This is a genomic window from Paracoccus suum, from assembly GCF_003324675.1.
Lineage (GTDB): Bacteria > Pseudomonadota > Alphaproteobacteria > Rhodobacterales > Rhodobacteraceae > Paracoccus > Paracoccus suum.
In genome coordinates, this window is record NZ_CP030918.1 from 1048773 (window position 1) to 1073766 (window position 24994).

At 70.5% G+C, this 24994-nt stretch carries 26 protein-coding genes; 5 read left to right on the forward strand and 21 right to left on the reverse strand.

Annotated elements, in window-relative coordinates:
- Window positions 1–30: 30 nt before the first annotated feature.
- The 9 genes from ftsH to DRW48_RS05090 form a co-directional block, all read right to left on the reverse strand.
- Window positions 31–1929, reverse strand: a complete 1899-nt coding sequence (gene ftsH / locus DRW48_RS05050) for an ATP-dependent zinc metalloprotease FtsH (RefSeq protein WP_114075450.1) — start codon at window positions 1927–1929, stop codon at window positions 31–33.
- 80 nt (window positions 1930–2009) lie between these two features.
- The gene (gene tilS, locus DRW48_RS05055) at window positions 2010–3182 is read right to left on the reverse strand and encodes a tRNA lysidine(34) synthetase TilS (protein ID WP_114075451.1); all 1173 of its coding nucleotides are present in this window, start codon (window positions 3180–3182) and stop codon (window positions 2010–2012) included.
- Window positions 3172–4422 (reverse strand): tetratricopeptide repeat protein, encoded by a 1251-nt coding sequence (locus DRW48_RS05060; protein ID WP_114075452.1) that lies wholly within the window; start codon window positions 4420–4422, stop codon window positions 3172–3174. Before DRW48_RS05060 ends, tilS begins: the two co-directional genes overlap by 11 nt.
- Window positions 4422–5066, reverse strand: coding sequence for an OmpA family protein (locus DRW48_RS05065; RefSeq protein ID WP_241963385.1), 645 nt, complete (start codon window positions 5064–5066; stop codon window positions 4422–4424). The genes DRW48_RS05060 and DRW48_RS05065 overlap by 1 nt, the downstream gene beginning before the upstream one ends.
- Window positions 5067–5091: 25 nt before the next feature.
- The gene (tolB, locus tag DRW48_RS05070; protein WP_114075454.1) at window positions 5092–6411 is read right to left on the reverse strand and encodes a Tol-Pal system beta propeller repeat protein TolB; all 1320 of its coding nucleotides are present in this window, start codon (window positions 6409–6411) and stop codon (window positions 5092–5094) included.
- Window positions 6408–8378, reverse strand: a complete 1971-nt coding sequence (locus DRW48_RS05075) for a hypothetical protein (RefSeq protein ID WP_162784678.1) — start codon at window positions 8376–8378, stop codon at window positions 6408–6410. The genes tolB and DRW48_RS05075 overlap by 4 nt, the downstream gene beginning before the upstream one ends.
- On the reverse strand, window positions 8371–8859 hold the full coding sequence (locus DRW48_RS05080) for an ExbD/TolR family protein (protein ID WP_114075456.1): 489 nt from the start codon (window positions 8857–8859) through the stop codon (window positions 8371–8373). The genes DRW48_RS05075 and DRW48_RS05080 overlap by 8 nt, the downstream gene beginning before the upstream one ends.
- Before the next feature lie 3 nt (window positions 8860–8862).
- Window positions 8863–9558 (reverse strand): protein TolQ, encoded by a 696-nt coding sequence (tolQ, locus tag DRW48_RS05085; protein ID WP_114075457.1) that lies wholly within the window; start codon window positions 9556–9558, stop codon window positions 8863–8865.
- A gap of 153 nt (window positions 9559–9711) precedes the next feature.
- Entirely contained in the window at window positions 9712–10722 is a 1011-nt protein-coding gene (locus DRW48_RS05090) for an NAD(P)/FAD-dependent oxidoreductase (protein WP_114075458.1), read from the reverse strand.
- 40 nt (window positions 10723–10762) lie between these two features.
- Here DRW48_RS05090 and mnmC2 point away from each other — a divergent pair, with 40 nt between their 5' ends.
- On the forward strand, window positions 10763–11440 hold the full coding sequence (gene mnmC2, locus DRW48_RS05095) for a tRNA (5-methylaminomethyl-2-thiouridine)(34)-methyltransferase MnmC2 (protein WP_199286160.1): 678 nt from the start codon (window positions 10763–10765) through the stop codon (window positions 11438–11440).
- Between the two features lie 73 nt (window positions 11441–11513).
- Here mnmC2 and ybgC read toward each other — a convergent pair whose 3' ends face one another.
- From ybgC to ubiA, 6 genes are read right to left on the reverse strand one after another with little or no spacing between them, the layout of a single operon-like run.
- Window positions 11514–11903 (reverse strand): tol-pal system-associated acyl-CoA thioesterase, encoded by a 390-nt coding sequence (ybgC, locus tag DRW48_RS05100; protein ID WP_114075460.1) that lies wholly within the window; start codon window positions 11901–11903, stop codon window positions 11514–11516.
- On the reverse strand, window positions 11900–12778 hold the full coding sequence (folD, locus tag DRW48_RS05105) for a bifunctional methylenetetrahydrofolate dehydrogenase/methenyltetrahydrofolate cyclohydrolase FolD (protein WP_114075461.1): 879 nt from the start codon (window positions 12776–12778) through the stop codon (window positions 11900–11902). The genes ybgC and folD overlap by 4 nt, the downstream gene beginning before the upstream one ends.
- Window positions 12775–13152, reverse strand: a complete 378-nt coding sequence (locus DRW48_RS05110; RefSeq protein ID WP_422385751.1) for a chorismate mutase — start codon at window positions 13150–13152, stop codon at window positions 12775–12777. The genes folD and DRW48_RS05110 overlap by 4 nt, the downstream gene beginning before the upstream one ends.
- Window positions 13149–13493: a hypothetical protein gene (locus DRW48_RS05115; RefSeq protein WP_114075463.1), complete on the reverse strand. Its 345-nt coding sequence runs from the start codon at window positions 13491–13493 to the stop codon at window positions 13149–13151. The genes DRW48_RS05110 and DRW48_RS05115 overlap by 4 nt, the downstream gene beginning before the upstream one ends.
- A 22-nt stretch (window positions 13494–13515) precedes the next feature.
- The gene (locus DRW48_RS05120) at window positions 13516–15855 is read right to left on the reverse strand and encodes an OmpA family protein (protein WP_114075464.1); all 2340 of its coding nucleotides are present in this window, start codon (window positions 15853–15855) and stop codon (window positions 13516–13518) included.
- Between the two features lie 59 nt (window positions 15856–15914).
- Entirely contained in the window at window positions 15915–16871 is a 957-nt protein-coding gene (gene ubiA, locus DRW48_RS05125) for a 4-hydroxybenzoate octaprenyltransferase (protein WP_114075465.1), read from the reverse strand.
- A 16-nt stretch (window positions 16872–16887) separates the two neighbouring features.
- Here ubiA and DRW48_RS05130 point away from each other — a divergent pair, with 16 nt between their 5' ends.
- Both DRW48_RS05130 and DRW48_RS05135 read left to right on the forward strand, forming a co-directional pair.
- The gene (locus DRW48_RS05130; RefSeq protein ID WP_114075466.1) at window positions 16888–17643 is read left to right on the forward strand and encodes a 16S rRNA (uracil(1498)-N(3))-methyltransferase; all 756 of its coding nucleotides are present in this window, start codon (window positions 16888–16890) and stop codon (window positions 17641–17643) included.
- A 300-nt stretch (window positions 17644–17943) separates the two neighbouring features.
- Window positions 17944–18132 carry a DUF1127 domain-containing protein gene (locus tag DRW48_RS05135; RefSeq protein WP_114077381.1) on the forward strand — a complete coding sequence of 63 codons (189 nt, stop codon included), beginning with the start codon at window positions 17944–17946 and terminating at the stop codon, window positions 18130–18132.
- Between the two features lie 93 nt (window positions 18133–18225).
- Here the strand turns inward: DRW48_RS05135 and DRW48_RS05140 are convergent, their stop codons facing one another.
- From DRW48_RS05140 to tsaD, 6 genes are all read right to left on the reverse strand, one after another.
- Window positions 18226–19098, reverse strand: coding sequence for a 50S ribosomal protein L11 methyltransferase (locus DRW48_RS05140; RefSeq protein ID WP_114075467.1), 873 nt, complete (start codon window positions 19096–19098; stop codon window positions 18226–18228).
- Window positions 19098–19718, reverse strand: coding sequence for a peptide-methionine (S)-S-oxide reductase MsrA (gene msrA, locus DRW48_RS05145; RefSeq protein WP_114075468.1), 621 nt, complete (start codon window positions 19716–19718; stop codon window positions 19098–19100). The genes DRW48_RS05140 and msrA overlap by 1 nt, the downstream gene beginning before the upstream one ends.
- Window positions 19719–19832: 114 nt before the next feature.
- On the reverse strand, window positions 19833–20246 hold the full coding sequence (locus tag DRW48_RS05150) for an EVE domain-containing protein (RefSeq protein ID WP_114075469.1): 414 nt from the start codon (window positions 20244–20246) through the stop codon (window positions 19833–19835).
- Window positions 20246–20518 (reverse strand): YciI family protein, encoded by a 273-nt coding sequence (locus DRW48_RS05155; protein WP_114075470.1) that lies wholly within the window; start codon window positions 20516–20518, stop codon window positions 20246–20248. The genes DRW48_RS05150 and DRW48_RS05155 overlap by 1 nt, the downstream gene beginning before the upstream one ends.
- A gap of 11 nt (window positions 20519–20529) precedes the next feature.
- Window positions 20530–21477, reverse strand: a complete 948-nt coding sequence (locus DRW48_RS05160; RefSeq protein ID WP_114075471.1) for an NAD(P)H-dependent glycerol-3-phosphate dehydrogenase — start codon at window positions 21475–21477, stop codon at window positions 20530–20532.
- Window positions 21474–22535, reverse strand: coding sequence for a tRNA (adenosine(37)-N6)-threonylcarbamoyltransferase complex transferase subunit TsaD (gene tsaD, locus DRW48_RS05165; RefSeq protein WP_114075472.1), 1062 nt, complete (start codon window positions 22533–22535; stop codon window positions 21474–21476). Before tsaD ends, DRW48_RS05160 begins: the two co-directional genes overlap by 4 nt.
- Before the next feature lie 75 nt (window positions 22536–22610).
- Here tsaD and DRW48_RS05170 point away from each other — a divergent pair, with 75 nt between their 5' ends.
- Both DRW48_RS05170 and DRW48_RS05175 read left to right on the forward strand, forming a co-directional pair.
- Complete coding sequence (locus tag DRW48_RS05170) at window positions 22611–23336, forward strand: uroporphyrinogen-III synthase (protein WP_114075473.1); 726 nt, start codon at window positions 22611–22613, stop codon at window positions 23334–23336.
- A 54-nt stretch (window positions 23337–23390) separates the two neighbouring features.
- Window positions 23391–24992 (forward strand): COG4223 family protein, encoded by a 1602-nt coding sequence (locus tag DRW48_RS05175; RefSeq protein WP_114075474.1) that lies wholly within the window; start codon window positions 23391–23393, stop codon window positions 24990–24992.
- Window positions 24993–24994: the final 2 nt, after the last annotated feature.

The following is a 24994-nucleotide window of genomic DNA, read 5'->3' on the forward strand; positions in this document are numbered from 1 at the left end:
CGGGGGTTATGCTTTGTTTATTGCAAGCAATCAGGCCTGCGGCTGCGGCGCGGGGCCAGTCATTGGCCGTGCCGGGGCTGGACGCGGAGTCGCCGCCACGGATGGGATCGAGCTTGAGGGCGTGTCGTCATCGCCACCCAGCGCATCGCCGCGTATAACCCGGCCGATCTCTTCGCCGGTCAGGGTTTCGTATTCCAGCAGGCCCTTGGCCAGCCGCTCGAACTCGACTTCCTTCTCCAGCAGGATGCGGCGGGCGGTGTCATAACCCTCGTCGATCAGGCTGCGGACCTCGGTCTCGATCGTTTCCTTGGTCGAGGCGCTGACCGAGAAGCCGCCGGTGCTGCCGGTATAGCCCTCGTGCGCCTCGGCATAGTCGATGGCGCCGACCTTGTCGGACATGCCCCAGCGCATCACCATGGCGCGGGCCAGGGCGGATGCCTGCTGGATGTCGCCAGCCGGTCCGTTCGAGACGCCTTCCTCGCCATATTTGATGATCTCGGCAGCCTTGCCGGCCATCGTCATGGCGATCTTCTGCTTGGCCTCGTCCTTGTGGAAATTCAGCCGGTCGACCTCGGGCAGGGACACGACCATGCCCAGCGCGCCGCCGCGCGGAATGATCGTCGCCTTATAGACCGGGTCGCACTTGGGAAGACTGAGGCCGACGATGGCATGGCCGGCCTCGTGATAAGCGGTCTTTTCCTTCTGCTCGGGTGTCAGGACCATGCTGCGACGCTCGACGCCCAGCATGACCTTGTCCTTGGCATTCTCGAAATCTTCCATCGTGACGAACCGCCTGCCGATGCGCGCGGCCATCAGCGCGGCCTCGTTCACCAGGTTCATCAGGTCGGCGCCCGAAAAGCCGGGGGTGCCACGCGCGATGATGCGCAGGTCCACATCCGGGCCTTGCGGTACCTTGCGGGCATGCACCGACAAGATCTTCTCGCGGCCCTTGATGTCAGGGTTCGGCACATGGATCTGGCGGTCGAACCGGCCGGGGCGCAGCAGCGCCGGGTCCAGCACGTCTTTGCGGTTGGTGGCGGCGATGATGATGATGCCTTCGTTCGCCTCGAAGCCGTCCATCTCGACCAGAAGCTGGTTCAGCGTCTGCTCCCGCTCGTCATTGCCGCCGCCGATGCCGACGCCGCGCGAGCGGCCGACCGCGTCAATCTCGTCGATGAAGAGGATGCAGGGGGCCGATTTCTTGGCCTGCTCGAACATATCGCGCACACGGCTGGCGCCGACGCCGACGAACATCTCGACGAAGTCCGAGCCGCTGATGGTGAAGAACGGCACTCCGGCCTCTCCGGCGATGGCGCGGGCGAGCAGGGTTTTACCCGTACCGGGCGGGCCGACCAGCAGTGCGCCCTTGGGGATTTTGCCGCCGAGACGGCTGAATTTCTGCGGGTTGCGCAGGAATTCGACGATCTCCTCCAGCTCTTCCTTGGCCTCGTCGATGCCGGCGACGTCGTCAAAGGTAACGCGGCCATGTTTTTCGGTCAGCAGCTTGGCGCGCGATTTGCCAAAGCCCATGGCCCCGCCTTTGCCGCCGCCCTGCATACGGTTCATGAAGAACACCCAGACGCCGATCAGCAGGATGAATGGCAGCCACACGCCCAGCAGGGACAGCAAGCCCGACTGCTGCTGGCGCTCGACCCGTACCTCGACGTTATGGGCCATCAGTTTGTCAGCGATTTCCTCGCCTTGCGGGCGGACGGTGGTGTATTCGGTGCCGTCCTTGCCTTTTACGAAAATCTGCTCGCCATCGATCGTGGCGCTCTGGACCTTGTCGTCCTGAACGCGGGTGACGAATTCGGAATAGCTGATCTGGCGACCGTTCGCCGTGCTGGCGCCGTCGCTGAAAAGGTTGAAGAGGGCCAGAACCATCAGGAACAGAACGACCCAGAAAGCGATATTTCGCGCATTGCCCAAGGGCACATCCTCCGCGGAAGGGTTGGGGCGAACATAAGGCTTCGCGCGCAAGGTTCAATGCGCCGCATCCGCCAGCGCGTTCACATGGACAGGATTTGCCTGAAATCATTCAGATTGCGCAGCGGGGCGGCGTGGGTGCCTGCCAGCGGCAACGGCCCAAGGCAGGTCGCGCCACGCCACAGGGCGGGCGCTGCGCTGCCCGCGGATGCGGCAACGTGACACCCCGGCGGTACACCGGTGACACGCCAGCGCCCGTCCCAGATGCCGTCGTACTGCAAGGGCGCGGCCCGGGCGGCGGCCGCAGGCTCGCGTGTCAGGATGAGGAGGCCGGCGCGGGGGGTGGCGAGCATGCCGCCGAGGCTCGCACCCCGTCCGGCCTGCAGCGCATCGAGGGCCAGCCGAATCGTATCGCCGCGCGGCGGGTAGCCCGGGCCAGCCAGGACGCTCAGCGCTGCGCTGAGGATCATGCGCCGCACCTCGCGCGGGGCGGTATCAAAGGCGGGCCGGGGCAGGTGCAGGCTGCCATCGGGGTCCATCGCTGCACTGGCCATCGCCGTCGCCGCGACCTGCGCCAGTGCCGCGCGGGCCGAGGCGAGGTGCCGCGCGCTGTCCGCCAGCCGCGCCGGGTCCAGACCCGCGGCGTTGATCGCCGCGCGAACCCGCGCCCGGTCCAGCCGCAGGTCGTCATTGGTCGGATCATCGATCCACTCGGCCCCGCGCCGGCGCAGAAAGTCGCGCAAGTCCTGCCGGCCGAGGTCCAGCAGCGGCCGCAGCCAGACCATGCCCTGCGCCTCGCGCCGGCTTTTCATCGCCGCCAGTCCGTCGATGCCCGCGCCCCGTCCCAGCCGCATCAGCAGCGTTTCAGCCACGTCGTCTCGGGTATGGCCTAGCGCCACCGCGGGCAGCGCCTCGGCCCGAGCCCAGTCCCCGATCATAGTCAGCCGCGCGTCACGCGCCGCCGCGGCCAGATTGCCGCTAGCGGCAGAGGAATCCCAATGCAGCGTGCGATGCGGGATTCCGAGGGTCGTGGCGGCGCGCCCGACCGCCGCCGCCTCCGCCGCTGAATCGGGCCGCAGCCCGTGATCGAGAGTCACCGCCGCCAGCCGCACGTCGCGGCGCGCGGCCCAGTCCGTCGCGAGGTGCATCAGCGCGGTCGAATCGCCCCCGCCGGACAGGGCAAGCCCCAGGGCAGGCAGGTCGCCCGCGAGAAGGTCGAGGGCCCGATGCGCCCGCGCCTCGGCCTCAGTCGCCATCGGCCAGGTCGGCCGCTGCCTCCGGGTCCATCGCGGCGCCGTCGGCTGGCGCGGCCGGAACCGCCGCCGGGCAGCCCTGCGCCTCGGCACGGCTGACCGCTTCGAGCGCCGCCGGGGTTCCCGGGAACCGCGCGGGGACGTCGGTCAGAAACAGGCAGGCATCCTCGGTCTTGCCGGATTTCGCCATCACGTCGGCGAGGCCCAGCAGCGATGCGGCCGCGTGATCGCCCGCGGGATTGGCGGTAAAGGCCTGCAACCAGGCATTGGCCGCGCCCGGCCCGTCGCCGGCAGCCGCCAGCGCCTCGCCCTGCAGATACAGCGCCTCCGGTGCGAGCGGGCTGCCCGGATGATCGGTGGCAAAGGCGCCGAACAGCTGCGCTGCGCTGGCGTGATCGCCTGCCGCGGCTGCCTGTCGCGCGCGGTCCATGTCGGCCGCCTCGCCGCTGGGCGCTGCGGTGCCATCGGGCGGGACGGTGCCGGGGATCGGCGTCGGCATCGGGGTTGCAAGGTCCGGCGCGGGCACGTCGGGGGCGCCGTCCACCGCGGCGTCCAGTTGCGAGGTGGTCAGCGCGCCCAGATCGCAGCCCGGCTCCATCTCGCAGAGGCGGAACTCGATGTCCCCGGCGCGCGTGCTGCCCTCGGTGATCGCTGCCTCGACACGGTTGCGCATCGCCTCGACCTCGCCGGTCAGGCGGGCGATCTCGACCTCCATCCGGTCCATGCGATCGATGGCGCCGGTGCCGCCTGCGATGGCGAACCCGGCAGGGCCGGAAGCGCGCAACTCGGCGCGCAGGGACTGCAGCGCCTTGCCGAGGGCGGCCAGATCGGCTCGCATCGCCGCCAGCGAAGCGGGATCGGCCGCAGTCGCCTGCGCCTGGTCGGGCAGGGCTGGGTTTTCGCCCATGGTATCAACGTTGACTTCGCCCGGAATGTCACCGGTCTCGGGCGCGATCTGGGGCGCAACTTCAGGTACGGCTTCGGGGGCCGCCCCGATCGGAGACTCGATTTGCGGAGCGGCTCCCGACGGGATCGGCGATTCGATCTGCGCGTCGACCGGAGCCGCGGCCTCAGGCGCAATCGGAGACTGGAACTGCGGCACGGCCTCAGGCGCTACCTCGGGCACCCCCGCAGGCGCAACTTCAGGCACCGCCTGAGGCGCGACCGTCGGCGCGGTTTGCGCCCAGGCCGCCACCAGCCCGAGGCCCAGGATTGCCGCGGTCAGGGCGGGGCCGCGCCGCATCAGACGCCGACGTCCGGCACGTCAGGCGGAACGTCCGGCACCGCGGGCGGCGTCGCCCCCGGCAGGGTGGCCACGGCCGCTGCCGCGGGCGCCCCGGGCGAGACGACGGTGACCGCGCGCCGGTTGCGCGCCGAACAGGCCTCGTCGCCGTCGTTGCAGGCGGAGAGCGGACGCTCGTTGCCATAGCTGACTGTGCTGACCCGTCCGGGTTCGATCCCTTGGGCGATCATGTATTCCTGGACCGAGGCGGCACGCCGGGCGCCCAGCGCGAGGTTGTATTCGCGCGTGCCCTGCTCGTCCGCATGGCCCTCGATCAGGGCGATGAAGCTCTTGTTGCGCGACAGCCAGGCAGCCTGCCGGCCGACCTGCGCGCGGCCCTCGGGACTGAGGATCACCTGGTCGACCGAAAAGCTGACACTGTCGCCGGCACTGGCGGCGAAAGCCTCGGGCGAGGCCGTCCCGGGCAACACGCCGCGTGTCTTGCGGGTCACATCGCCGGTGTAGCGGGCGCCGGCGTCACCAGTGTTGACATAAGGATCGGTGACCGGCGCGCTGACGGTCGCTGGCGGCGGGGTGCAGCCTGCCACGGCTAGGGTCAGCCCCGCCATCATGGCAGCGGTAGCGGCTTTAGGGGGCCAACGCATCCTGTCCTCCGGCGTCTCGCAACGACTAGGGCAGCAACGGTCCCCACGAGGGATCCGAGGCTGCCGCCTTCATTTCGACAGGTCGCATGTTACGGCCGGTGATGTCCACCGAATGCAAGCGGGCGACGCCTTTGCCGCCCGGCTCCTGTCGCGTGAAGATCACGACCCGGCCGTTCGGCGCCCAGCTGGGCCCCTCGTCATGGGGCGAGGCGGTCAGCGCCCGCTCGTCCGAGCCGTCGGGTCGCATGGCGCCGATGTGAAAGCTGTCACCTTTCTGCAACGTGAAGGCAATCAGATCGCCCTGAGGCGACCAGACGGGCGTGCCGTATTTGCCCTCGCCAAAGCTGATGCGCTTGGCCTCGCCGCCTGCCATCGGCATGACGTAGATCTGGCTGCGGCCCGAGCGGTCGCTTTCGAAAGCAAGGCGCTTGCCGTCGGGGCTGACGCTGGGCGCGGTGTCGATTCCCGGACCCTCGACCAGAGCCCGGCGCATGCCGGTTGCGACATCCATTTGCCAAATGTCCGTGTTCCCCCCCCGCTCCTGCGAATAGACCAGCCAGCGGCCATCGGGCGTAAAGCGCGGGCTGAAACTCATGGTCCCGGGGTCGGCTGGGGGCTGCTGCACGGACATGTTGTCCAGGTCGAACAGCGCGATCCGGGGCGTGCCGCCGGCAAAGGTGACATAGGTCAGGTGCTTGCCATCGGGTGAAAAGCGCGGCGTCAACACCAGCTCGGCGCCGTCGGTCAGGTAATGCAGCCCGGCGCCGTCGTAATCCATCAGCGCCAGCCGCTTGACGCGGCGCGTGCGCGGCCCGGTCTCGGCCACAAACGCGATGCGGCTGTCGAAATAGGGCGTCTCGCCGGTCAGGCGGGTGTAGACCTGATCTGCCAGCTTGTGCGCCAGCCGCCGCTGCCCGTCGAGGGCGGCGTCGAACTGCATGCCGTCGCCCAGCGGGCGGCCGGCATAGATATCGAACAGCCGGAACTTGACGAACACATGATCGCCCACGACCGAGACGGCGCCGGTCAGCAGCGCCTGGGTGTCGATGGCGCGCCATTCCGACCAGGCCACAGGCTCGTCAAAGCCGCCCGGCCGGGTCAGCATCGCTTCTTGCGGCAGGTCACGGAAGAGGCCCGTCCCGGTCAGATCGCGCGCGACCAGATCGCGGATCGGGCCGACCAGATCAGCCGCGCCGCCTTCGTCCACGAAGGGGGGGATGGCGATCGACAACGGTTCGGTCACGCCCTCTGTGATCTCGATATGCAGCGAGCCGTCCTGCGCGAGCGCCGGCAACGCCGGCGTCAGCGCGAGCAGCGCCGCAGCGATCAGCGGGCCCAGCCTCATCGAATCGCCATTCCCTGCGGCAGGAAGTTGATCACGATCTCCTGCCAGCGGTTGTAGCGGTCCAGCGGCAGCGGATAGCCAGTTCCGGCACAGCGCAGGATTGCGCGGCGGGCGGCGTCGAACGCCTGCTCGGCCGCCGCGCCGCTGCCGCCGGTTGCGCGCTCCATTGTGATCGAATCGGCGATCGGCAGGGCGTCGGGCGACATGCGCAGGCGGATCGTGACCGTGGTGTTGCGCGCGGCGCGCGACAGCGGCCCCAGGTTCCAGCAGGGCGCCACAGCATCGCGGAAGGCCGCGATCTCGGCCGAGGTCAGGCCGGGGCCATCGCCCTCGCCATCCGGGTTGCCGCCCCCAGCGCCGGGCAGCACTTGGATCTCGGCCAAGGCATCGGCCAGGGGATCCTCGCCCGGCAGGGGCGCTGTGCCGTCCGCCTCGGCATTCGCCGCGGTTTCCGAGGCCGAGGGCGGAAGGCTGCCGTCATCGGGTGCGGTCGGATCGGCCGGGGCCTGCGCGTTGGGATCGGCGGTCGGATCGTCCGTCGCACCCGCCATGGCATCTGCCAGGGCGGTGGTCAGGTCGTCGGCCGTGTCCGGCTGGGGCGTGGTGGCGTTCGGATCGGTTTGCGGGGCAGCCGCAGCATCTTCAGCAGCGGCGACATCCGGCGGCACGGCGATGGGCGGGGCAGGCTGCACGCCGGCTTGCGCGAGGGCTTCGGCTAGCGGGTCCGCAGGTTCGGTCGCGCTCGCGGCAGCCTCGGCGTCGGCGCGCGCTTGCGCTTCGGCGTCCGCGCGTGCCTGCGCCTCGGCTTCCGCCTGGGCTTCTGCCTCAGCCTTTGCGGCTTCCGCTTCAGCCTGCCGGCGCGCGGCCTCGGCCACCTCCGCGTCGGCGGCGGCTTGTGCAGCGGCGGCCTCGGCCTTGGCTTGCGCCTCGGCGGCGGCACGGCGGCGCTCGGCTTCGGCAGCTGCTTTTGCGTCGGCTGCGGCCTTGGCGGCAGCGGCGCGACGGACACGGTCAGCCTCGGCCGCCTCGGCCGCACGAGCGGCTTTTTCGGCCTCAGCGGTCTTTGCGGCCTCAGCCGCTGCGGCGCGGCGCTCGGCCTCGGCCGCCTGGGCCGCCGCTTCGGCTTCGGCAGCCTGCGCGGCCTTTGCCTGCTCGGCGGCAGCGGCCTGGGCGGCCTCTGCGGCGCGCTGTTCGGCGGCGGCCGTCTCGCGCGCGGTCACCTCGGCGGCGCGGCGGTCGGCCTCGGCCTGGATGGCGAGGGCCGCGGCGGCCTGCTGCTCGCGCGCGGCTGCATCCAGCACGGCCTGCGCCTCGGCGCGGGTGCGCGGACGCTGGGATTGGTTCAGCGCAAGGCTCGGCTCGGGCGGCGGTGCCTCGGCCGGGGTCTGCGGCGGTGCGTCGGGGCTCGCGGGCGCGGACGGGCGGTTGGCTACGGGCGCCGCCGGGGCAGGGGCGTCGGCGACGGTGGCGGCGGGCTGATCCGGCGCCGCAGGGGTCTGGGGCGCCAGTGCCTCGGGCGCGGCGGTGGCGACCGCTGCCGGCGCGCTCGGGCGCGACAGATCGCCGAGGTTCGGCGCTGCCTCGGGTCGGGCGGCCCCGGCCGCGGGCTGCGGACGCCGCGGCGCGCCGCGCGGCGGCGTCGCATCGACGGGCGCGGCGGTATCGTCGCCGTCGCCCGAGGGCGGGGCAGCCGCCGGACGCGCCGGCTGGTTCGGGGCGCTGTCGCCGCCGGGCGCCACCGGGCCCGATCCGCGCGCGGCAGCCGCGAGTTTCTGGAACTGCGCCTCGGTTATCGTTGCAACTTCGGTCGACTGCGGCGGCGGGATTTCCTGCGCCCGGAAGAGCGCCCCGCCAACGATGGCCCATAGCAGGATGCCGACATGCGCCACGCCCGAGACGAAGCGTCCCGTGCGCGCCGGATCGCCCTGCGGCACCCGGTCAGCTTCGTCGGCGGTCAGCTCAGCCATCTTGGGCCGGCGCCGCGGCCGCGCCGCGACGTGCGCCCATGTCCGGGCCGCCACCGTCGGTGACCAGGACGATATCCGTGAATCCGGCGGCGTTCAGCGCGCCCATGACCTGCATAACCCGTCCATAGGCCAGGCTACTGTCACCGCGCAGAAAGATGCGCCGGCTCTCGCGCTCGGCCAGCACCGCCTGCAGGCGCGGGATCAGGTCGGCCTCGGCGATCTCGGTCTCCATCAGGATCAGCGGACCGGCAGGCGTGATCGACAGGGTCAGCGGCTCGGTCGGCTCGGACGGGACGGCCTGTGCGGCGGTCTTAGGCAGCTCGAGCGGCACGCCGACCGTCAGCAGGGGCGCCGCGACCATGAAGATGATCAGCAGCACCAACATCACGTCGACGAAGGGCGTGACGTTGATCTCGGCCATGGGACGGTGCCGCCGGCGTCCTGCGCGCCCGCGCGTGCCGCCGCTGGATGACGCGCCCATGCCTCAGCCCTCGTCCAGCTGGCGCGACAGGAGGGTCGAGAATTCGTCGGAGAATGTCTCGTATCCGCCGGCGAGGCGGTCGGCGTCGGCGCTGAGCTTGTTGTAGAAAATCACCGCCGGTATGGCGGCGAGGAGGCCCAGCGCGGTCGCCAGCAGCGCCTCGGCGATGCCCGGTGCGACGACGGCGAGCGAGGTGTTCTGCGACATCGCGATCCCCTCGAAGGCCGACTTGATACCCCAGACGGTGCCGAAAAGCCCGATGAAGGGCGCGGTCGAGCCGACGGTCGCGAGCAGCGTCAGCCCGCGCGACAGGCGGTCCTCCTCGCGCGCGACCACGATCGACATGGCACGGTCGATGCGCTGGCGGGCATGGGGGATGACCGCGCCCTCGTCCTTGTGGCTGCGGCGCCATTCGCCCATGCCGGCGGAAAAGACCCGCTCGGCCGCGCCCGAGGGCTTGTCGGAAATGCGATCATACAGATCGTCCAGCGGCTGGCCGGACCAGAAGGCGCGGTCGAACCGGGCGGCGTCGCGGCGCGCGGCGGCAAAGGTGATCAGCTTCTGGATGATCGTGGCCCAGGACCAGAACGAGGCCAGGATCAGTAGCACGATCACGATCTTGACGGTCAGCGACGCCCGCATGAACAGCGCGATCAGCGAAAAATCCACCGGCTGGGCGGCGGCGGCGATAGTGTCCATGTCACTGCCTCACATCGGGTTTGGTCATTGTTTCGCGGGCTTGTAGCAAAAGCTTCTGCCCGGTGTCAGGTCCGGGGTAACACAAAGGCGTGGGCAGGTCGTTGCGTCAGGGCGACGAAGGCACCTGGCGGGCGCAGAATGGCCACCGGCCAACTAGACAACCTGCCATGCCGGGGGGATGCGGCTGTGTCCCTCAAGCAAAAGGTCGGCCACGGCTTCCGCGATCCACGGCGCCACGCCAAAGCCGATCTTGAAGCCGCCGTTGACGATCAACTGGCCCGGACGGTCCGGCCAGGGCGCGACCAGAGGCCCGCGCGAGCGGGCACGGGGGCGGATGCCGGCCCAGCGGTCGATGACCGGCGCCGCGCCCAGAGGCGGGATCAGCGCCCGGGCGCGGGCGATCACGTCATCCAGCAGCGCGTCGGGACCCGGCTGCGTGAAGGCGGATTCAGACGTTGAGCCAATGGCCACGGTGCCGTCGCCATGTGGTACGATATGAAGGCCCGGCGCGTAGATCTGCGGGCAGGTTGCCGCGTCGAACTCCAGCAGCGCAGACTGGCCCTTGACGCCGCTGCCGACGGCTCTTCCCAGCGCTTGACCGAGCGCCACGAGGCCCGGCGCGCCGGTGGCCCAGATGGCCGGGCCGTCCGCCGCGAGGACCGGACCACAGCCTTCGGTGAGTGTCGCACCCTGCGCGCGCAGGGCGGCGGCGAGCGCGGCAAGGGCCCGGCGCGGGGCGATGCGCGCGGTCAGGTCGTCGCGCAGCCACGGGCCGCCGGGGGCGAGGCCGGCCGGCCCCTCGACCAGCGTCATGCTGTAGCCAGGCCAATGGCGTGCGGCGCCGGCGATCAGCGCCGCGGCCCGGGTCGGATCAGTGACGGGCTGCAATCGGCCGCTTCGCGCGTAACCGGGGTCGATCCCGCCGACCGCCGCAACGTCGGCCCAAAACGGCTCGGCCGCGACCAGGCTCTCCAGCTGGATCTGCTTGGTCTCGGTCCAGTTCTCGGGGGCATGCGGCGCGAGGGCACCAACCATACCGCCCGAGGCGCCGGCGCCGATCGCTGCCGCCTCCAGCACCTGCACCCGCGCGCCACGGCGCGCCATCGCCCAAGCGCAGGAGAGGCCGAAGATACCGGCCCCGACGACCGTCACATCGCTGGACATCACCGCCCGATCCCTTATGCCGCGCCCCGAGGTAGCCTGCATGAGCGACGCCGAAAACCCCACGCCAGATCCCGTGCCCGCGCTGACCTGGCGCGAGGGGGGCATCCCGGTCTCGACCCGGTTCGACGATCCGTATTTCAGCCTGAACGGCGGGCTGGACGAGACGCGCCACGTCTTTCTGGCGGGCAACGATCTGCCCGCCCGCCTTAGGCCCGGGTTCCATGTGGCCGAACTGGGCTTCGGCACCGGGTTGAACCTGCTGGCGCTGGCGGCGGCCACGGAGGCGCCGATCCGGTTCACCAGTTTCGAGGCATTTCCGATGACCGGCGCCGACCTGGCGCGCGCGCACGCGGCTTTTCCGGGGTTGGCGCAGCTGGCCGAGGCGCTGCGCGCGGGTATCACCGCCGGGCGGGGCCGCTTCCAGGTTGGCCAGATCGAGGCAGAGGTGATCCACGGCGACGCGCGCGAGACGTTGCGCGCCTGGGACGGCCGGGCGGACGCTTGGTTCCTCGACGGCTTTTCCCCGGCCCGGAACCCCGAGATGTGGGGCGCGCCGTTGATGGCCGAGGTCGCTCGGCACACTGCGCCGAAGGGCACGTTCGCCACCTACACCGCCGCCGGCCATGTTCGGCGGGCACTGACTGAGGCCGGTTTTGCCGTCGAGCGGCGACAAGGCTTTGCCGGCAAGCGGCACATGAGCGTGGGTTGGCTGGCTTGAGGTGGCGCCTAGGGGAGCTCGATTTGACGGCCTGACGGTCGCTGACCGGAACTAACCGCTTCTGGCCGCCGGATTACTGCAATGCCGCGACCAGCCCCTGCGGCAGGCGCACCGGTCGGCCGCCTGGGCCAATGGCGACGACCGTCACCTGGGCTTCGAACAGGGGCGTATCCGCGCGCAGCACACGCTGCGCCATCACTACCCGCGCCGGGCTGTGGCTGGTAAGTCGCGACTGCACCGTCAGCAGATCATCGAACCTGGCGGGGGCAAGGTAGTCCGCCTCGATCCGGCGGACGGCAAAGACGGTGCCGGTCGCGGCCTTCAGTCCGGCTTGGTCGATCCCGGCGGCGCGCAGCCATTCAGAGCGGCCACGCTCGATGAACTTCAGGTAATTGGCGTAATAGACGATGCCCGCGAGGTCGGTGTCCTCGTAATAGACCCGGACCTGCAGGCTGTGGCTCACGCGGTCAGGCCCTGCGGCTCGGGCAGGCCGGCGCTGCGGCAGGCGGCGGTCAGAGTGTTGGCCAGAAGGCAGGCGATGGTCATCGGCCCGACCCCGCCCGGAACCGGGGTGATGGCGCTGGCGACCTGACGCGCGGCCTCGAAATCGACGTCGCCGACCAGGCCCTCGGGGGTGCGGTTCACGCCGACGTCGATCACCACCGCGCCGGGCTTCAGCCAGTCGCCCTGCACCAGTCGCGGCCGGCCGACGGCGGCAATCACGATCTCGGCCCGGCGGCACAGTCCCGGCAGATCGCGCGAGCGGGAATGTGCGACCGTGACCGTGGCGCTGTCCCGGATCAGCAATTGCGCCATCGGCTTGCCGACGATGTTGCTGCGCCCGATGACGAGCGCGTCGCGCCCCTCGAGGCTGCCAAGCTCGGCCCGCAGCAGCATCAGGCAGCCCAGCGGCGTGCAGGGCACCATGGCAGCCTGCCCGGTGGCGAGGCGCCCGGCGTTCTGGACGTGAAAGCCGTCGACATCCTTGGCGATGGCGATGGCGTCGATCACCGCCGCCTCGTCAATCTGCGGCGGCAGGGGCAACTGGACCAGGATACCGTGCACCGCCGGATCGGCGTTCAGGCGCGCGATCAGGTCCAGCAGCGCTGCCTGGGTGACGGTGGACGGCAGGCGATGTTCGAACCCGGCCATCCCGGCCTCGGCCGTCGCCTTGCCCTTCATGCGGACATAGACCTCGCTGGCCGGATCGGAGCCGACCAGCACCACGGCGAGGCCCGGCACCCACCCATGCTCGGACTTGAGGGTGCCGACCTCGGTGGCGATCTGGGCGCGCAACTCGGCCGCACGGGCGCGGCCGTCGATGATGCGCGCACTCATGCGCGGTCCTGCGGGGTGGCGGCGCGGGCGTCCAGAAAGCGGGCCTCGCGGTCGATGAAATGGGTCATCATCAGCCGCCACAGGCTGTCGGCGAGGTCGGGGTCCACCCCTTCCTGCGCGGCCAGTCCGCGGACATTTGCGGCGACTTCCTCGACCCGCGATTCGATCAGCGCGGGCAGGCCGTCGCGCAGCTTGATCTGCGCGGCGCGGTCGATCAGGCGCGTGCGCTCGGCCAACAGGGCGATCAGCCGCGCGTCGAGCGCGTCGATGCGGCGGCGCAGGGCGGTCATGTCGGGGATTGCACCAACCCCCTCCGAGTGGGCGGGCTCGGAATGGGCGGATGGGCGGGCCTTGCCCACGGCAGGATCAGTCACGTTTTGCCCCCACGGCTGCGCGCCAGGCGCTTTTCGATATAGTCACGCAATTCCTCGATCTCGGTGCGGCTTTCGGTCAGGCCGTCCATGGCGATCTTCAGCTCGTCCTCGCTGGCGGCGAGTCGGGTGGAAAGGGCGGCCTCGCGCTCCTCCAGCTCGGCCACGGCGTTGTCGCGCGCCTCCTCGGCGTCGTGGAGCTGCTGGGCCATGCTTTCCAACTCGTTCAGGTCGGCGCGCGTGGCGCGGGTCATGCGGTGGATCAGCCAGCTGGCGAACCAGCCGAGCAAGAAGGCAACGAACAGCGTGACGGCCGTTGCGACGATGAACTGTTGGCGGTCCATGCGGCGGGCGGTCCTTCCTGCGTCAGTCCTGCGCCGGGACGTCGCCGGCCTCATCTTGCGCGGCGCCGGCATCGGATGCGGGGTCGGTATATCCCTCGGGCGGGGGGCCTGCCATCCCAAGTTCGGGGTTGGGGACCTCGGGCGTCTCCATCCCAGCGTCCTCGTCATGCGAGAATTCGTCATCGGTGATCATGCCCGCTACCTCGGCGGCGAGGCTGGCGGCGGCCTCCAGCGGTTCGCCGGTCCAGCTACCCTCAACCACCTGCAGGGCGAGGGACGTTGCCGGATCAACCGCGCCGCTGATGACGCGCAGGGCAAGGCTGCTCGCCTCGGTCGGGAGATGGGGTGGGGCGGCCAGTGCGGGCGGCACGGAGCCCAGTTCGGGCATCGCGAGGCTGACCGGGTCGGTCGGCGCGCCGGAGTTGGCCGGCGCCTCGGGGATCGTGACGGCGGTGACGCCGGTGACCACGGCCACGGGCGGTGCGCCCCCCGCCTCGACCGGGTCGGGGGCGAGCAGTCGGAACTCGATCCGGCGATTGGCCTCGCGGCCGGCCTCGGTGTCGTTCGGGCCGATCGGCTGGGTCTCGCCAAAGCCAGCGGCGTTCATCAGGTGCGTGTCGATCCCGCCCTCCGTCAGTGCGGTCAACACCGACTGGGCGCGGTTCTGTGACAGCGTCATGTTGAAATCGTCCGAGCCCTGCGAATCGGTGTGGCCGCCGACCCCGATCCGGAAGGCGCCACATTCATTCAGCGCCTCTTTCAGCGCGGCGATGGTCGGGGCGACATCGCCAGCGAATTCGGCCTTGGACGGCTCGAACCCGATCTCGGATGTGGCCAGGACCCGGTTGGCGCGGTCGACGCATTCCTGCCCCGTGGGCAGAGAGAGTGTCTGGTCCAGCCGCCGGTCATAGCGGATCGACAATGCAAAATCGGCACCCGCGCCCAGCCGCCGCCCCAGTGCTGCCGCGGCCGCGTTCGAGGCGGTCTCGCTGCCCGATACGCCGTCGATTCGGATAAGCTCTGGCGTCACGGTGGTGCTGCCGGAATCGAGCCCGGCCATGGCCTCGATCGCGGCGATGACGCGCAGGCTCCAGCCGGCGGGGACACTCGGATCGGTGCGCAGGGCGGATTCCACATTGGGGAAACGGGCGCGCGCGACGCTTTCGATGGCGTTGCGCATGCGGTCGTCGGACACGCGGCCGCGCAGGGTGACGCGGCCATCCCCGGCCCGCGTCGCGGTGAACTCGGCGGGTTGCGGCGCGGCCTCTGGCTGTGCAGGGCGGGCCAGCGTCGCCTCCAGATCGAAAGCCGCGGGGAGTGCCTTCCCGAGACGCTCGACTGCAGCGTCAAAGCGGTCCTGCGGCACGGTTTCTGGCGCATCGAGCGCAATGTCAGTGTCCGAGAGAGTGGCCGAGCCGGCGCCGATGGCCGCCACAGCCTCGATGGCGGCCACTGCGGCATCGGCCCATTGTGCGCCCGGCGCGCCCAGCCCAATGGTGCAAACCGGCTCGCCGGCCGCGCCCGCCTCCTCTGCTGCGGTCAGAATTCGCTGGCGGGCGGTCTCGGTGTCAGCGGCGCAGGCATCGAAGCGGGCGCCCGCCGCGTCCTTGACGAAGCGCAGTGTAAACGGGGCGATGACCGGGCGGGGGGCGGTGATCCGGGCATCCAGCGTCACGCCGGCGGGTGCCGCGCGGGCCAGGCTCGCCTCCAGCCGGACCTTGTCGCGGGGATTGTCGGCAAGCGCCGTCACCGCGACATGGCCCGGGGTGATCGAGACCTTGGCGCGCGGCGTCGACTGGATCGCCGTCATGCCAAAGCTGAGGGCGGCCTCCCAGCCCGGCGGGGCGGGATAGTCTGCCGCCTCCAGCAGGTCGGTGACCGCCGGATGGCCGGCGCCGTCGGCCAGCAGCCTTGCTAGGCCGAGACGGTCGGCACTGGCCGGGATCAGGCCAATCATCGACAGGCCGGCGTCGTTACGCAGCAGCTCGATCCGGAAATCCGGGGCGGCGGCGGGGTCGCGTTGCGCGATCTCGATCCGGTCAACGACCCGGCCGGGGCCTACGGCGGCGCCCGCCTGGGCGATGGCACGAAAGCGGGCACCCTCGTCCGGGGCGATCCCGCCCAGCGCGACCTGCAGCCCGTCCGTCCGAAGCGTCGCCCAGTCAAAGCCGCCGCTGGCGAGGGCGAGGCGAACCTCCTCGGACGAGCGACGCTCGATGAAATCGGCGGCCTCGGTCGCGCCGAACCAGCAGCCGGTGCCTGCCGCGGCCAGAACCAGCGCGCGCAGTGCGACCCCCACGACGGGGCGGTTGCGGGCGGGCGCGGCAGGGCGTGACAGCGGGGTCGTGGCGGTTTGCGGCATCGGGCGCCTCTCGGCGGTTAGGACCGGCGGGATGTATCGACCAGCGCGGGCAAGGGCAATCAGGCCAGCCCGGCCATGGCGAGAAACAGCGCAACCGCCAGTCCGGCATCGCGATTGCTGCGAAACAGGCGCAATGCCATCGCGGTGTCACCGGGCCGAAAGACGCGCCGCTGCCAAGCCAGGTGCAGCGCCAGCGACAGGACCGCCGCGCAGGCGGGCAACGCAGCCCAGCCAGTCGGAGCGGCCAGCCACACTGCCAGCGCCAACAGCACGGTTGCCACGACGGCGAAACGGGTCAGCCAGCGGCCGGTGTCGTCGCCGAACAGCCGCGCGGTGGATTTGACGCCGATCAGCGCGTCATCCTCGATATCCTGATGGGCATAGATGGTGTCGTAGAACAGCGTCCAGGCGATCCCGCCGAGCCACAGGACGAGGGCCGGTGCCTCCAGCCGACCGGCATGGGCGGCATAGGCCAGGAGCGCCCCCCAGTTGAAGGCGACGCCAAGGAAGGCCTGCGGCCACCAGGTAAAACGCTTGGCGAACGGATAGACCGCGACCGGCACCAGCGAAGCGACGCCCAGCCAGATCGCCGCGGGACCCAGCGTCAGCAGCAGGGCGAGGCCGACCAGCGCCTGCACCGCCAGCCAGACCAGCGCGCCCCGCGGTGTCACCTGCCCCGAGGGCAACGGCCGCGCCCGGGTGCGGGCGACCCGGGCGTCGATGTCGCGGTCAGCAAGGTCGTTCCAGGTGCAGCCGGCGCCGCGCATGACCAGCGCCCCGAGGCCGCAGACAAGGGTGATCCACAGATCGCGCCAGGCGGGCCCATGCGCGATCATCGCAAGCCCAAGGCCCCACCAGCATGGTAGCAGCAGTAGCCAGGTGCCGATCGGCCGGTCAGCGCGGCTGAGTCGCAGCCACGGCCGCCACCCGGGCGGGGCGAGGCGATCTACCCAGTTGCCCGCGGGGGTGTCGGCCGGAATAGGCGCTGCGGCTGGCGCTGCGCGGGCGGCTGCCATAGGATCGCGTCCTGCGATGGGAACAGTGCGCCTCTACATAGACCAGCCGCTTTGCGCGGGACAAGCCGCCGCGCTGGACGGTGCGCAGGCGCATTACCTCGGCAACGTCATGCGCCTTGCGCCGGGGGCGGAGATCGAGGTGTTCAATGGCCGCGATGGCGTCTGGTCGGCGCAGATCGCGGCACTGTCCAAGCGTGCTGGCGGCAGCGTCATGCCGATGGCGCAGGCCGGCCCGCAGCGCATGCCCCCCGACCTGTGGCTGGCCTTCGCTCCGCTGAAAAAGGCCCGCACGGATTTCATCGTCGAAAAGGCGACCGAGCTGGGCTGTGCGCGCATTCTGCCCGTCACGACCGACTATACCAATGCCGAGCGTATCGCCCGCGAGCGCCTGCAGGCCCATGCCGTCGAGGCGGCCGAACAATGCGGCGGCAGCTACGTGCCCGAGGTCGCGGCGCTGCAACCGCTGGACCGCCTGCTGGCGAATCTGGGGGATCGGCGGGTGATGTGGGCCGACGAACAGCGCGCCGGTGAGGCTCTAGGCCTCCCCGCCCAAGGGGATTCGCACCCCGAAGGCGCGCCATGGGTCATCCTGATAGGTCCTGAAGGGGGCTTTTCCGACGCCGAACGCCAGCGGATCGCGGCGTGCCGTAGCGTCACAACCGTCAGCTTGGGGCCGCGCATCCTGCGCGCGGATACCGCCGCAGTAGCGGCGATCACCCTTTGGCAGGCGACTTTGGGGGACTGGATGCCGGGGCCTTGCCCGGCGATTTGATGCCGGGGTTGGGCAGTTTGCATGGCGCGTCGGCGCTTTGCATGCGAAGGGCGCGGAAGGACAGTCTCAATGCCATTTTGTTGCATAAATGATGCAGTTTCTAGCCCTCGCGAAAGCGTGCCCTTTTGTCTCCCGGAGGTCGCCAACCTGTTACCAAAACATTAAATAAAACACCGCATTATGCTGGCGTTGCATAGCTGCCTTGTCGCGCCATGGCTGGCAAGTTCGGGGAGGTAGGGGTATATCCGCATCACTCGGATGTGGCCCGGCAACAAGGGCCTGTGTTTCATAGGTGACAAAATGTCTGCGATCGACACTCGCGTTTCGGCGGGTCCTTCCATTGGTTTCGGCGCGCGCCTCATGGCGGGCCTGTCCCACTGGCACAACACGCGCACCACGCGCAGCGAACTGAACCGGCTCACCGACCGCGAGCTGGACGATATCGGTCTGTGCCGTGGCGATATCGAGCGGATTTCCCGCGGGCTCTGAGCCCACGGCATTCGCTGTGAAAAGGCCCCCTCCGGTAGCGCCGGCGGGGGCCTTTCTGTATCTGCGGATAGGCTAGGCCGAAGGGGGCGCGGCTCAGCGGCGCATCACCAGCGTCGACCATTCGCCCAGATCGCCACGATGCTCCAGCGTAAAGCCCTGCGTCTCGTAGGCCGCCACGACCTCGGCTGCCTGGTCGGTCAGAAGGCCGCTGAGGATGGCGCGGCCGCCGGGAGTGATGTGCCTGGCCATATCGGGCGCCAGATCGATCAGTGGCTGCTTGAGGATATTGGCGGTCACCAGATCGAACGGCGCGCTGTCGGCCAGCATCGGGTGCGAAAAGCCGACCGCCTCGATGCATTCGACCCGGCCGGCAAGGCCGTTGGCGATGACATTCGCCGCCGCGGTGTCTACCGCGACGGGGTCGTTGTCCGAGGCCAGGACGATATGCTGCGGCCAGAGGCGCGCGGCGGCCATCGCCAGAACCGCGGTACCGCATCCGATATCCACCATGCGCACCGGCTGCACGCCGTCTCGCGCCAACTGGTCGAGCGCCAGCAGGCAGCCGCGCGTGGTGCCGTGGTGACCCGTGCCGAAGGCCATGGCAGCCTCGATCAGCAGCGGCTCGCTGTCCTCGGGGATCCGATCGGCGTCATGTGCGCCATAGACAAAGAAACGGCCCGCCCGCACCGGCGTCAGCTCGCGCCTTACATGTGCGACCCAGTCAACCTCGGGCAGTTCAGACACCGCGAACGGTTGTGCGCCCGATGCGGCGGCGAGCAACGCCAAGGCAATCTCGTCCGGTGCCTCGGTGAAATAGAGCCCAACCTCCCATCGGTCGCTGCCGTCCTCGATCTCGAAGACGCCGCTGCCCGCGGGCTCGGGATCCAGGACCTCGTCGGCATGGGCGGCAAGCGCCTCGGCCGCGGCGCGGCTGGCAACATGAGTCAGGGCGGACCAGGTGGTCATCAGACGGGCTCGTGCGGCTCGGGCATCGAGGCTTCGACCCCGGTGCCGCGCAGGTTGCAATAACCATCAGGGATCTTGTGCAGATACTGCTGGTGCGCCTCGTGCGCGGGAAAGAACTGCGGCGCGGGGGCGATCTGGGTGGTGATCCGGCCCTTGCCCGCGACCGCGAGGCGGTTGTCGTAGTCGATCCTGGACGCCTCGGCCTGGGCCGCCTGTGTGTCGGTATAGGTAAAGATCACGCTGCGATACTGATCGCCGATGTCGTTGCCCTGGCGGTTGCCCTGGGTCGGGTCGTGGTTCTCCCAGAACATCTTCAGCAGCTTTTCGTAGCTGACGCGCGAGGGGTCAAAGACGATATGCACGACCTCGGCATGGCCGGTGCGGCCGCTGCACACCTGCTCGTAGGTCGGGCTGGCGACCTGGCCACCGGCGAAGCCGACCTGGGTCATCCAGACGCCGTCCACGTCCCAGAAAAGCCGCTCGACCCCCCAGTAGCAGCCCATGCCGAATAGCGCCTCCTCGAAGCCGTGGGGCACCTCGGCATCGATCGGGCGGTTGAAGATCGGGTGAACCGGGGCGCCTTCGGGCCAGGGGTTCGAGGTGCTGCGGGTGTTGTCCATGGCGGCTTTCCTTTATTGTTGCCGACGGCGCGTCGAGCGGGCGGCATTCAACGGCGATAACGCCGCTGTCGTGACGGCGGTTCAGCTTGTGCGGCGGGCATCCGGGGGCTGGATTCAGCCGCCCGACATCTCGATCACAACGTCCCATTCCTCGTCGGTCACCGGCTGCACCGACAGGCGCGAGTTGTTGACGAGGACCATGTTTTTCAAGCGCGGCTCGGCCTTGCAATCGGCCAGCGAGACCGGATTTTTCAGCGGCTTCACCGCGCGAACATCGACGCATTGCCACTTGGGGTCATCGGCGGTGCTGTCGGGATGCGCCTCGGCGATCACCTCCAGGATACCGACCACGGCCTTGCCCTCGTTCGAGTGATAGAAAAAGCCGCGCTCGCCCTTTTTCATGGCCAACATGTTGTTTCGGGCCTGAAAGCTGCGCACGCCATCCCACTGCTCGCCAGCCTTGCCGCGTGCGACGAGGTCGTCCCAGCCAAAGGTGTCGGGCTCGGATTTCAGCAGCCAGTGCGCCATCAGCCGATCACCTTTTTCCATTCGATCACCTCGACGGTGTCGAAAAGCCCGGCCGCGAGGTACGGATCGCCCGCCGACCAGGCCTTGGCTGAGGCCAGCTCCGTCGCCTCGACGATCACCAGAGAGCCGCGCATCTCGCCCGACTGCATCAGCGGGCCGGCCATCACGACGATCCCGGTCTCGGCAATATAGTCGAGATGCGCCTGCCGGTTATCGAGGCGGGTTTGCAGCGCGTCGGCGCGGTCCTTGCAGATGATCGCATAGAGGGGCATCGGATTTCCTTTCATTCCTCGCGCAGAGGGCGGTTCAGCAGGGTTGCCAGGGCGGCGGCAATCGTGGTTCGGCCTTCGGACAGGGCCGCGACCTGAGAGGCGACCGGCATTTCGACATCCACCCGTGGGGCGAGGCGGGCAACCGCGCGGGCGGTGGCCGCGCCCTCGACCGTGACCCCGGCATCGAACGTCTGGCCGCGTCCCAGGGAGAGGCCATAGCGGAAGTTGCGCGACTGATCCGAGGTCGAGGTCAAGATCAGATCCCCGAGGCCGGAGAGGCCGACCAGCGTTTCCGCCTCGGCCCCGAGACGAGTGGCAAGGCGCGTCATCTCGGCGAAGCCGCGGGTGACGATGGCGGCACGGGCGCTGTCGCCAAAGCCTGCGCCGATGGCCGCACCCGCCGCGATGGCGATGACGTTCTTCAGCGCGCCGCCGAGTTCGGCGCCGGTGACGTCGGCGGTTCGGTAAAGCCGCAGCGTGGGCGTGGCGAGCGCATGCTGGATCGCCTCGGCCTGCGGGTCGGCGCAGGCCAGCGTCAGTGCGGTCGGTAGCCCGCGGGCAATATCCGCAGCAAAGCTGGGGCCGGTAAGGACCGCTATGACCGCGCCGGGGCAGGCGCGGGCGATGCTGCGGCTGGGTCCCTCGAGCGTTTCGAGGTCGATCCCCTTGGCTGTCGAGACGAGCGCCCCGGACAGCGCCGGGCCATGCTGCGACAGGAACGGCCGCAGGGCCTGCGCCGGCAGGGCGAGCAGGGTAATCGGTGCGGTGGCTTGGGCCAGGTCGGTCGTGACGGTCAGGCCGGCATCATCGGTCCGGGGCTTTTCGGTCAAATCCGCACCAGCCGGCCAGCGCGGCGGGTTGCGACCCCACAGCACCACGCGGCGCGTCGGGGCGAGGGCGAGCGCCAAGGCGCTGCCGAACGCGCCCGCGCCGACGATGGCGATGTCGGGTCCGCTCATGCCTTGGCCCCGCGCTTGCCGCTGCCGAGCATGGGCGCCGCGTTGCTGTCCAGTGGCCAGCGGGGGCGGGCGATGATCGGTTCTGGGGGCATGCCAGCGGACAGTTGTTCGATCCCCGCCCAGGCGATCATCGCGGCGTTGTCGGTACAAAGCTGCAGGGGCGGCGCGACAAAAGTCGCCCCGGCAGCCTGCGCCACCTGCTGCAGCGCGGCGCGGATCGCACCGTTGGCGGCCACCCCCCCCGCGACCGCGAACGTGGGGGCGGGCGATAGAGCCAGCGCGCGGGCGGTCTTGGCAGCCAGCACCTCGACCACTGCCGCTTGAAAACCGGCGCAGATATCGGCGCGGTCCTGCGGGGTCAGCCCGCCCTTCGCCCCGACCAGATCGTCGCGCAGCCGCAGCACCGCGGTTTTCAGGCCCGAAAAGCTCATCTCGCAGCCGGGGCGGTCCAGCAGCGGGCGGGGCAGGGCAAAGCGGCGGGGATCGCCGCGCAGCGCTTCCGCCTCGACCGTAGGGCCACCGGGTTGGGCAAGGCCCAGCAACTTGGCGACCTTGTCAAAGGCTTCGCCCGGCGCATCGTCGATGGTCCCGCCGAGGCGGCGGAAACCGTCCGGCCCCTCGACCGCCAGGAACTGGCAATGCCCCCCGCTGACCAGCAGCATCAGGTAGGGAAAGGGCACGCCATCGGTCAGGCGCGGGGTCAGCGCATGGCCGGCCAGGTGGTTGATGCCGATCAGCGGCAGGCCGGTCGCCGCGGCAAGGCCGCGCGCCAACATTACCCCCGACAGCACCCCGCCGATCAGCCCCGGTCCGGCGGTGACCGCGATGGCATCCAGATCGCGCAGGTGGGTGTCGGCCGTCGCCAGCGCAGCCTCCACGCAATGGTCCAGACGCTCGGCATGGGCGCGGGCCGCAATCTCGGGCACGACGCCGCCAAAGGCTGCGTGCAGCCCGGTCTGGCCCTCGACGACCGAGGCCAGCACCGTCCGGTCGCCGCGGACCACGGCGGCGGCGCTGTCGTCGCAGCTGCTCTCGATGCCGAGGACGGTCAGGGGCATGTTGCGGGGCCGGGGATGCTGGGGCAAGGAAAGGGCGAGGGTGCGCACCGCTAGCATCGCCACGGAGGGCAGACAATGGAGGCGTCGATTCAGCCGGTGCTGCTGCTGACACGCCCCGCCGTGGCGGCGGCGCGGTTCGCGGCGGAGGTGGCGTCCGTCCTGCCCGATCTGCCGGTCGTGATCGCGCCGCTGATGCGGCCGGTTCCCGTCGCCCATGACAGTGCCCGCCTGCGAACGGCACCGGGCTTGGTTCTGACCTCGCCCGAGGCGGTGCCGGCCTGCGGGCCAGGCCATGGCCGACTGGCGCTGTGCGTGGGCGAGGGGACCGGGGCCGCGGCCCGCGCCGCCGGCTTTCAGGTGCAGATCGGCACGACCGGCGAGGCGAGCGGGCTGCTGCCCCTGATTGCCGCCAGCCCCGTGCCCTTGATCCATGCGCATGGCCGCCACGTCGCGCGCGTGCTGCCAGTGCCGGGGATGGTCGTCTATGAACAGCAGCCGCAACCGCTGGATCCGGCTGCACGCAGGCTGCTGGCGGGGCCGGCGCCGGTGCTGTGGCCGCTGTTCTCGCCCCGCTCGGCCAGTCTGGCGGCAGCCGCGGCCGAGGGCGCGCGGGCGTCGCTGTGGGTGATCGCCATCAGTTCTGCCGCCGCCGCGGCCTGGGGCGCGGCCGGCGGGACCGGCACGCCGTTGGTTTCTGATCGGCCCGATGCCGCAGGCATGCTGCGCGCGATCCGCGCGGCGGTTAGGCAGGCGGAACAAAGCCCCGAAAGCCGGGTTGAGGCCGCGCGTCGGCCCTCGTAGATTGTGCCCGCGGAAATGGCCGGCAACGGCAGGGCAGGCACGGGGAGCGTGTAGATGACGGATCAGGGCAGCCCACGGGACGATCAGGACCCCCGCCCCCTGCCAGCGCAGGACGAGGTGATTGTCGTCCGCGATCTGAGCGCTGACACCCCCGCCGACGCGAATGATGAAGAACCCGACCATCCGAAAATTGACTCCAGCCTGCTCGGCAGCGGTGATCTGCCTGCGGCCGAACGTCGCGAGATGCCGGACGCGGAACGCGCCGATCTGGGTGCCCCCGAGGCCGACCGCCCCGATGTGACCGTGCTGCGCGATCTGGAGGACCTGCCTGAATCCGTCGAGGTGGAGGAAGCACAGGTGGCAGACACCGCCCCGGTGTTTCCGCGCACCGACGCCCAAGTATCCTCCCGCGCGGAGCCCGCGCCCGTCGCGCCCGCCCCGGCGCGGCGCGGCGGATTCTGGCCCTTGGTCCTTGGCGGGGCGGTTGCCGCCGCGCTCGGCGCCGGTGCTGCATGGTGGGTCATACCCAATCTGCCCGAGGGCATGCGCCCCGGTGCCGCCGTCCCGGCCAATGCCCCCGGTCTGACGCCGGAGGTTGAGGCCGCGGCCCGCAGTGCCGCGACCGAGGCGGCCCGGGCCGAGGTAGCCGCCCAGACCGAAACGCTCACTGCCGAAGCCCGCCGCGCTGCCACCGAGGCGACCGAGGCTGCGCTCGCAGCGGCCCCCGCGCCCGACGTGGCTCCCGCGCCCGAAGCGGCCGCGCTCGACCAACTGACCCAGCGGATCGCAACGCTGGAGAAGGCGGCAAAGTCTCCTGCGCCCGCGCCGATCGATACCAAGGCCCTGACCGACCGGATCGCCGCCCTTGAGGCCCGCCCCGCTGCGCCCTCGCCGCAGAACCCCAGCACTGCCACGGCGCCAGCCACCCCAGCCGCCGCCCCGCGGCCCGACCGCCTGGCCGAGCTGCAGGCCGCGCTGGCCGATCAGGCCAAGCGCATCGAGGAACTTGCTGCCCGCCCGACGGTCGATCCGGCCGAGGCCAAGGCGCTGGCCGAGTGGCGTAACGAAGCCGAGGCGACGCGCAAGGCCATTGCGGAGGCCGCGGCCGGCGCCGAGACGCGGCTGAAGGACATGCAGGCCGAAGCGGACACGCTGGCCGGCAAGGTCGCGGACGTCTCGCGCAAGGCCGAGGGCGCGGCCGCCATCGCTGCGCTCGAGGGCGCACTGACCTCAGGCGGGGACGGCACCAGTGCTGCGGCGCAGCTGCAAGCGGCAGGCGTCCGGCCGCCCGCGCCACTGACTGTCCCGCTCCCCGCGTTGACCGATCTGCAGCGCGATTTCCCGAACGCGGCGCGCGCTGGCCTGCGCGCCTCGCTGAAGACCGAAGCCTCGCAAAGGGGCGCCGGCACCGGCCTTGCCAATTTCCTGCGCGCCCAGACGGGCGCCCGCTCGGTCACGCCCCGTGCCGGCACGGACCCCGACGCCGTTCTGTCGCGGGCCGGCGCAGCAGTGGAGAAAGGCGACATTGCCGCCGCGCTGAGCGAGATCGCGGCCTTGCCCGAACCCGCGCAGGCGGCGATGTCCAGTTGGGTTGCCCCGGCCAAAGCTTGGGTGGCCGCGCGCCGGGCGCTGGACACCCTGAAGACCACCCCGTGAGG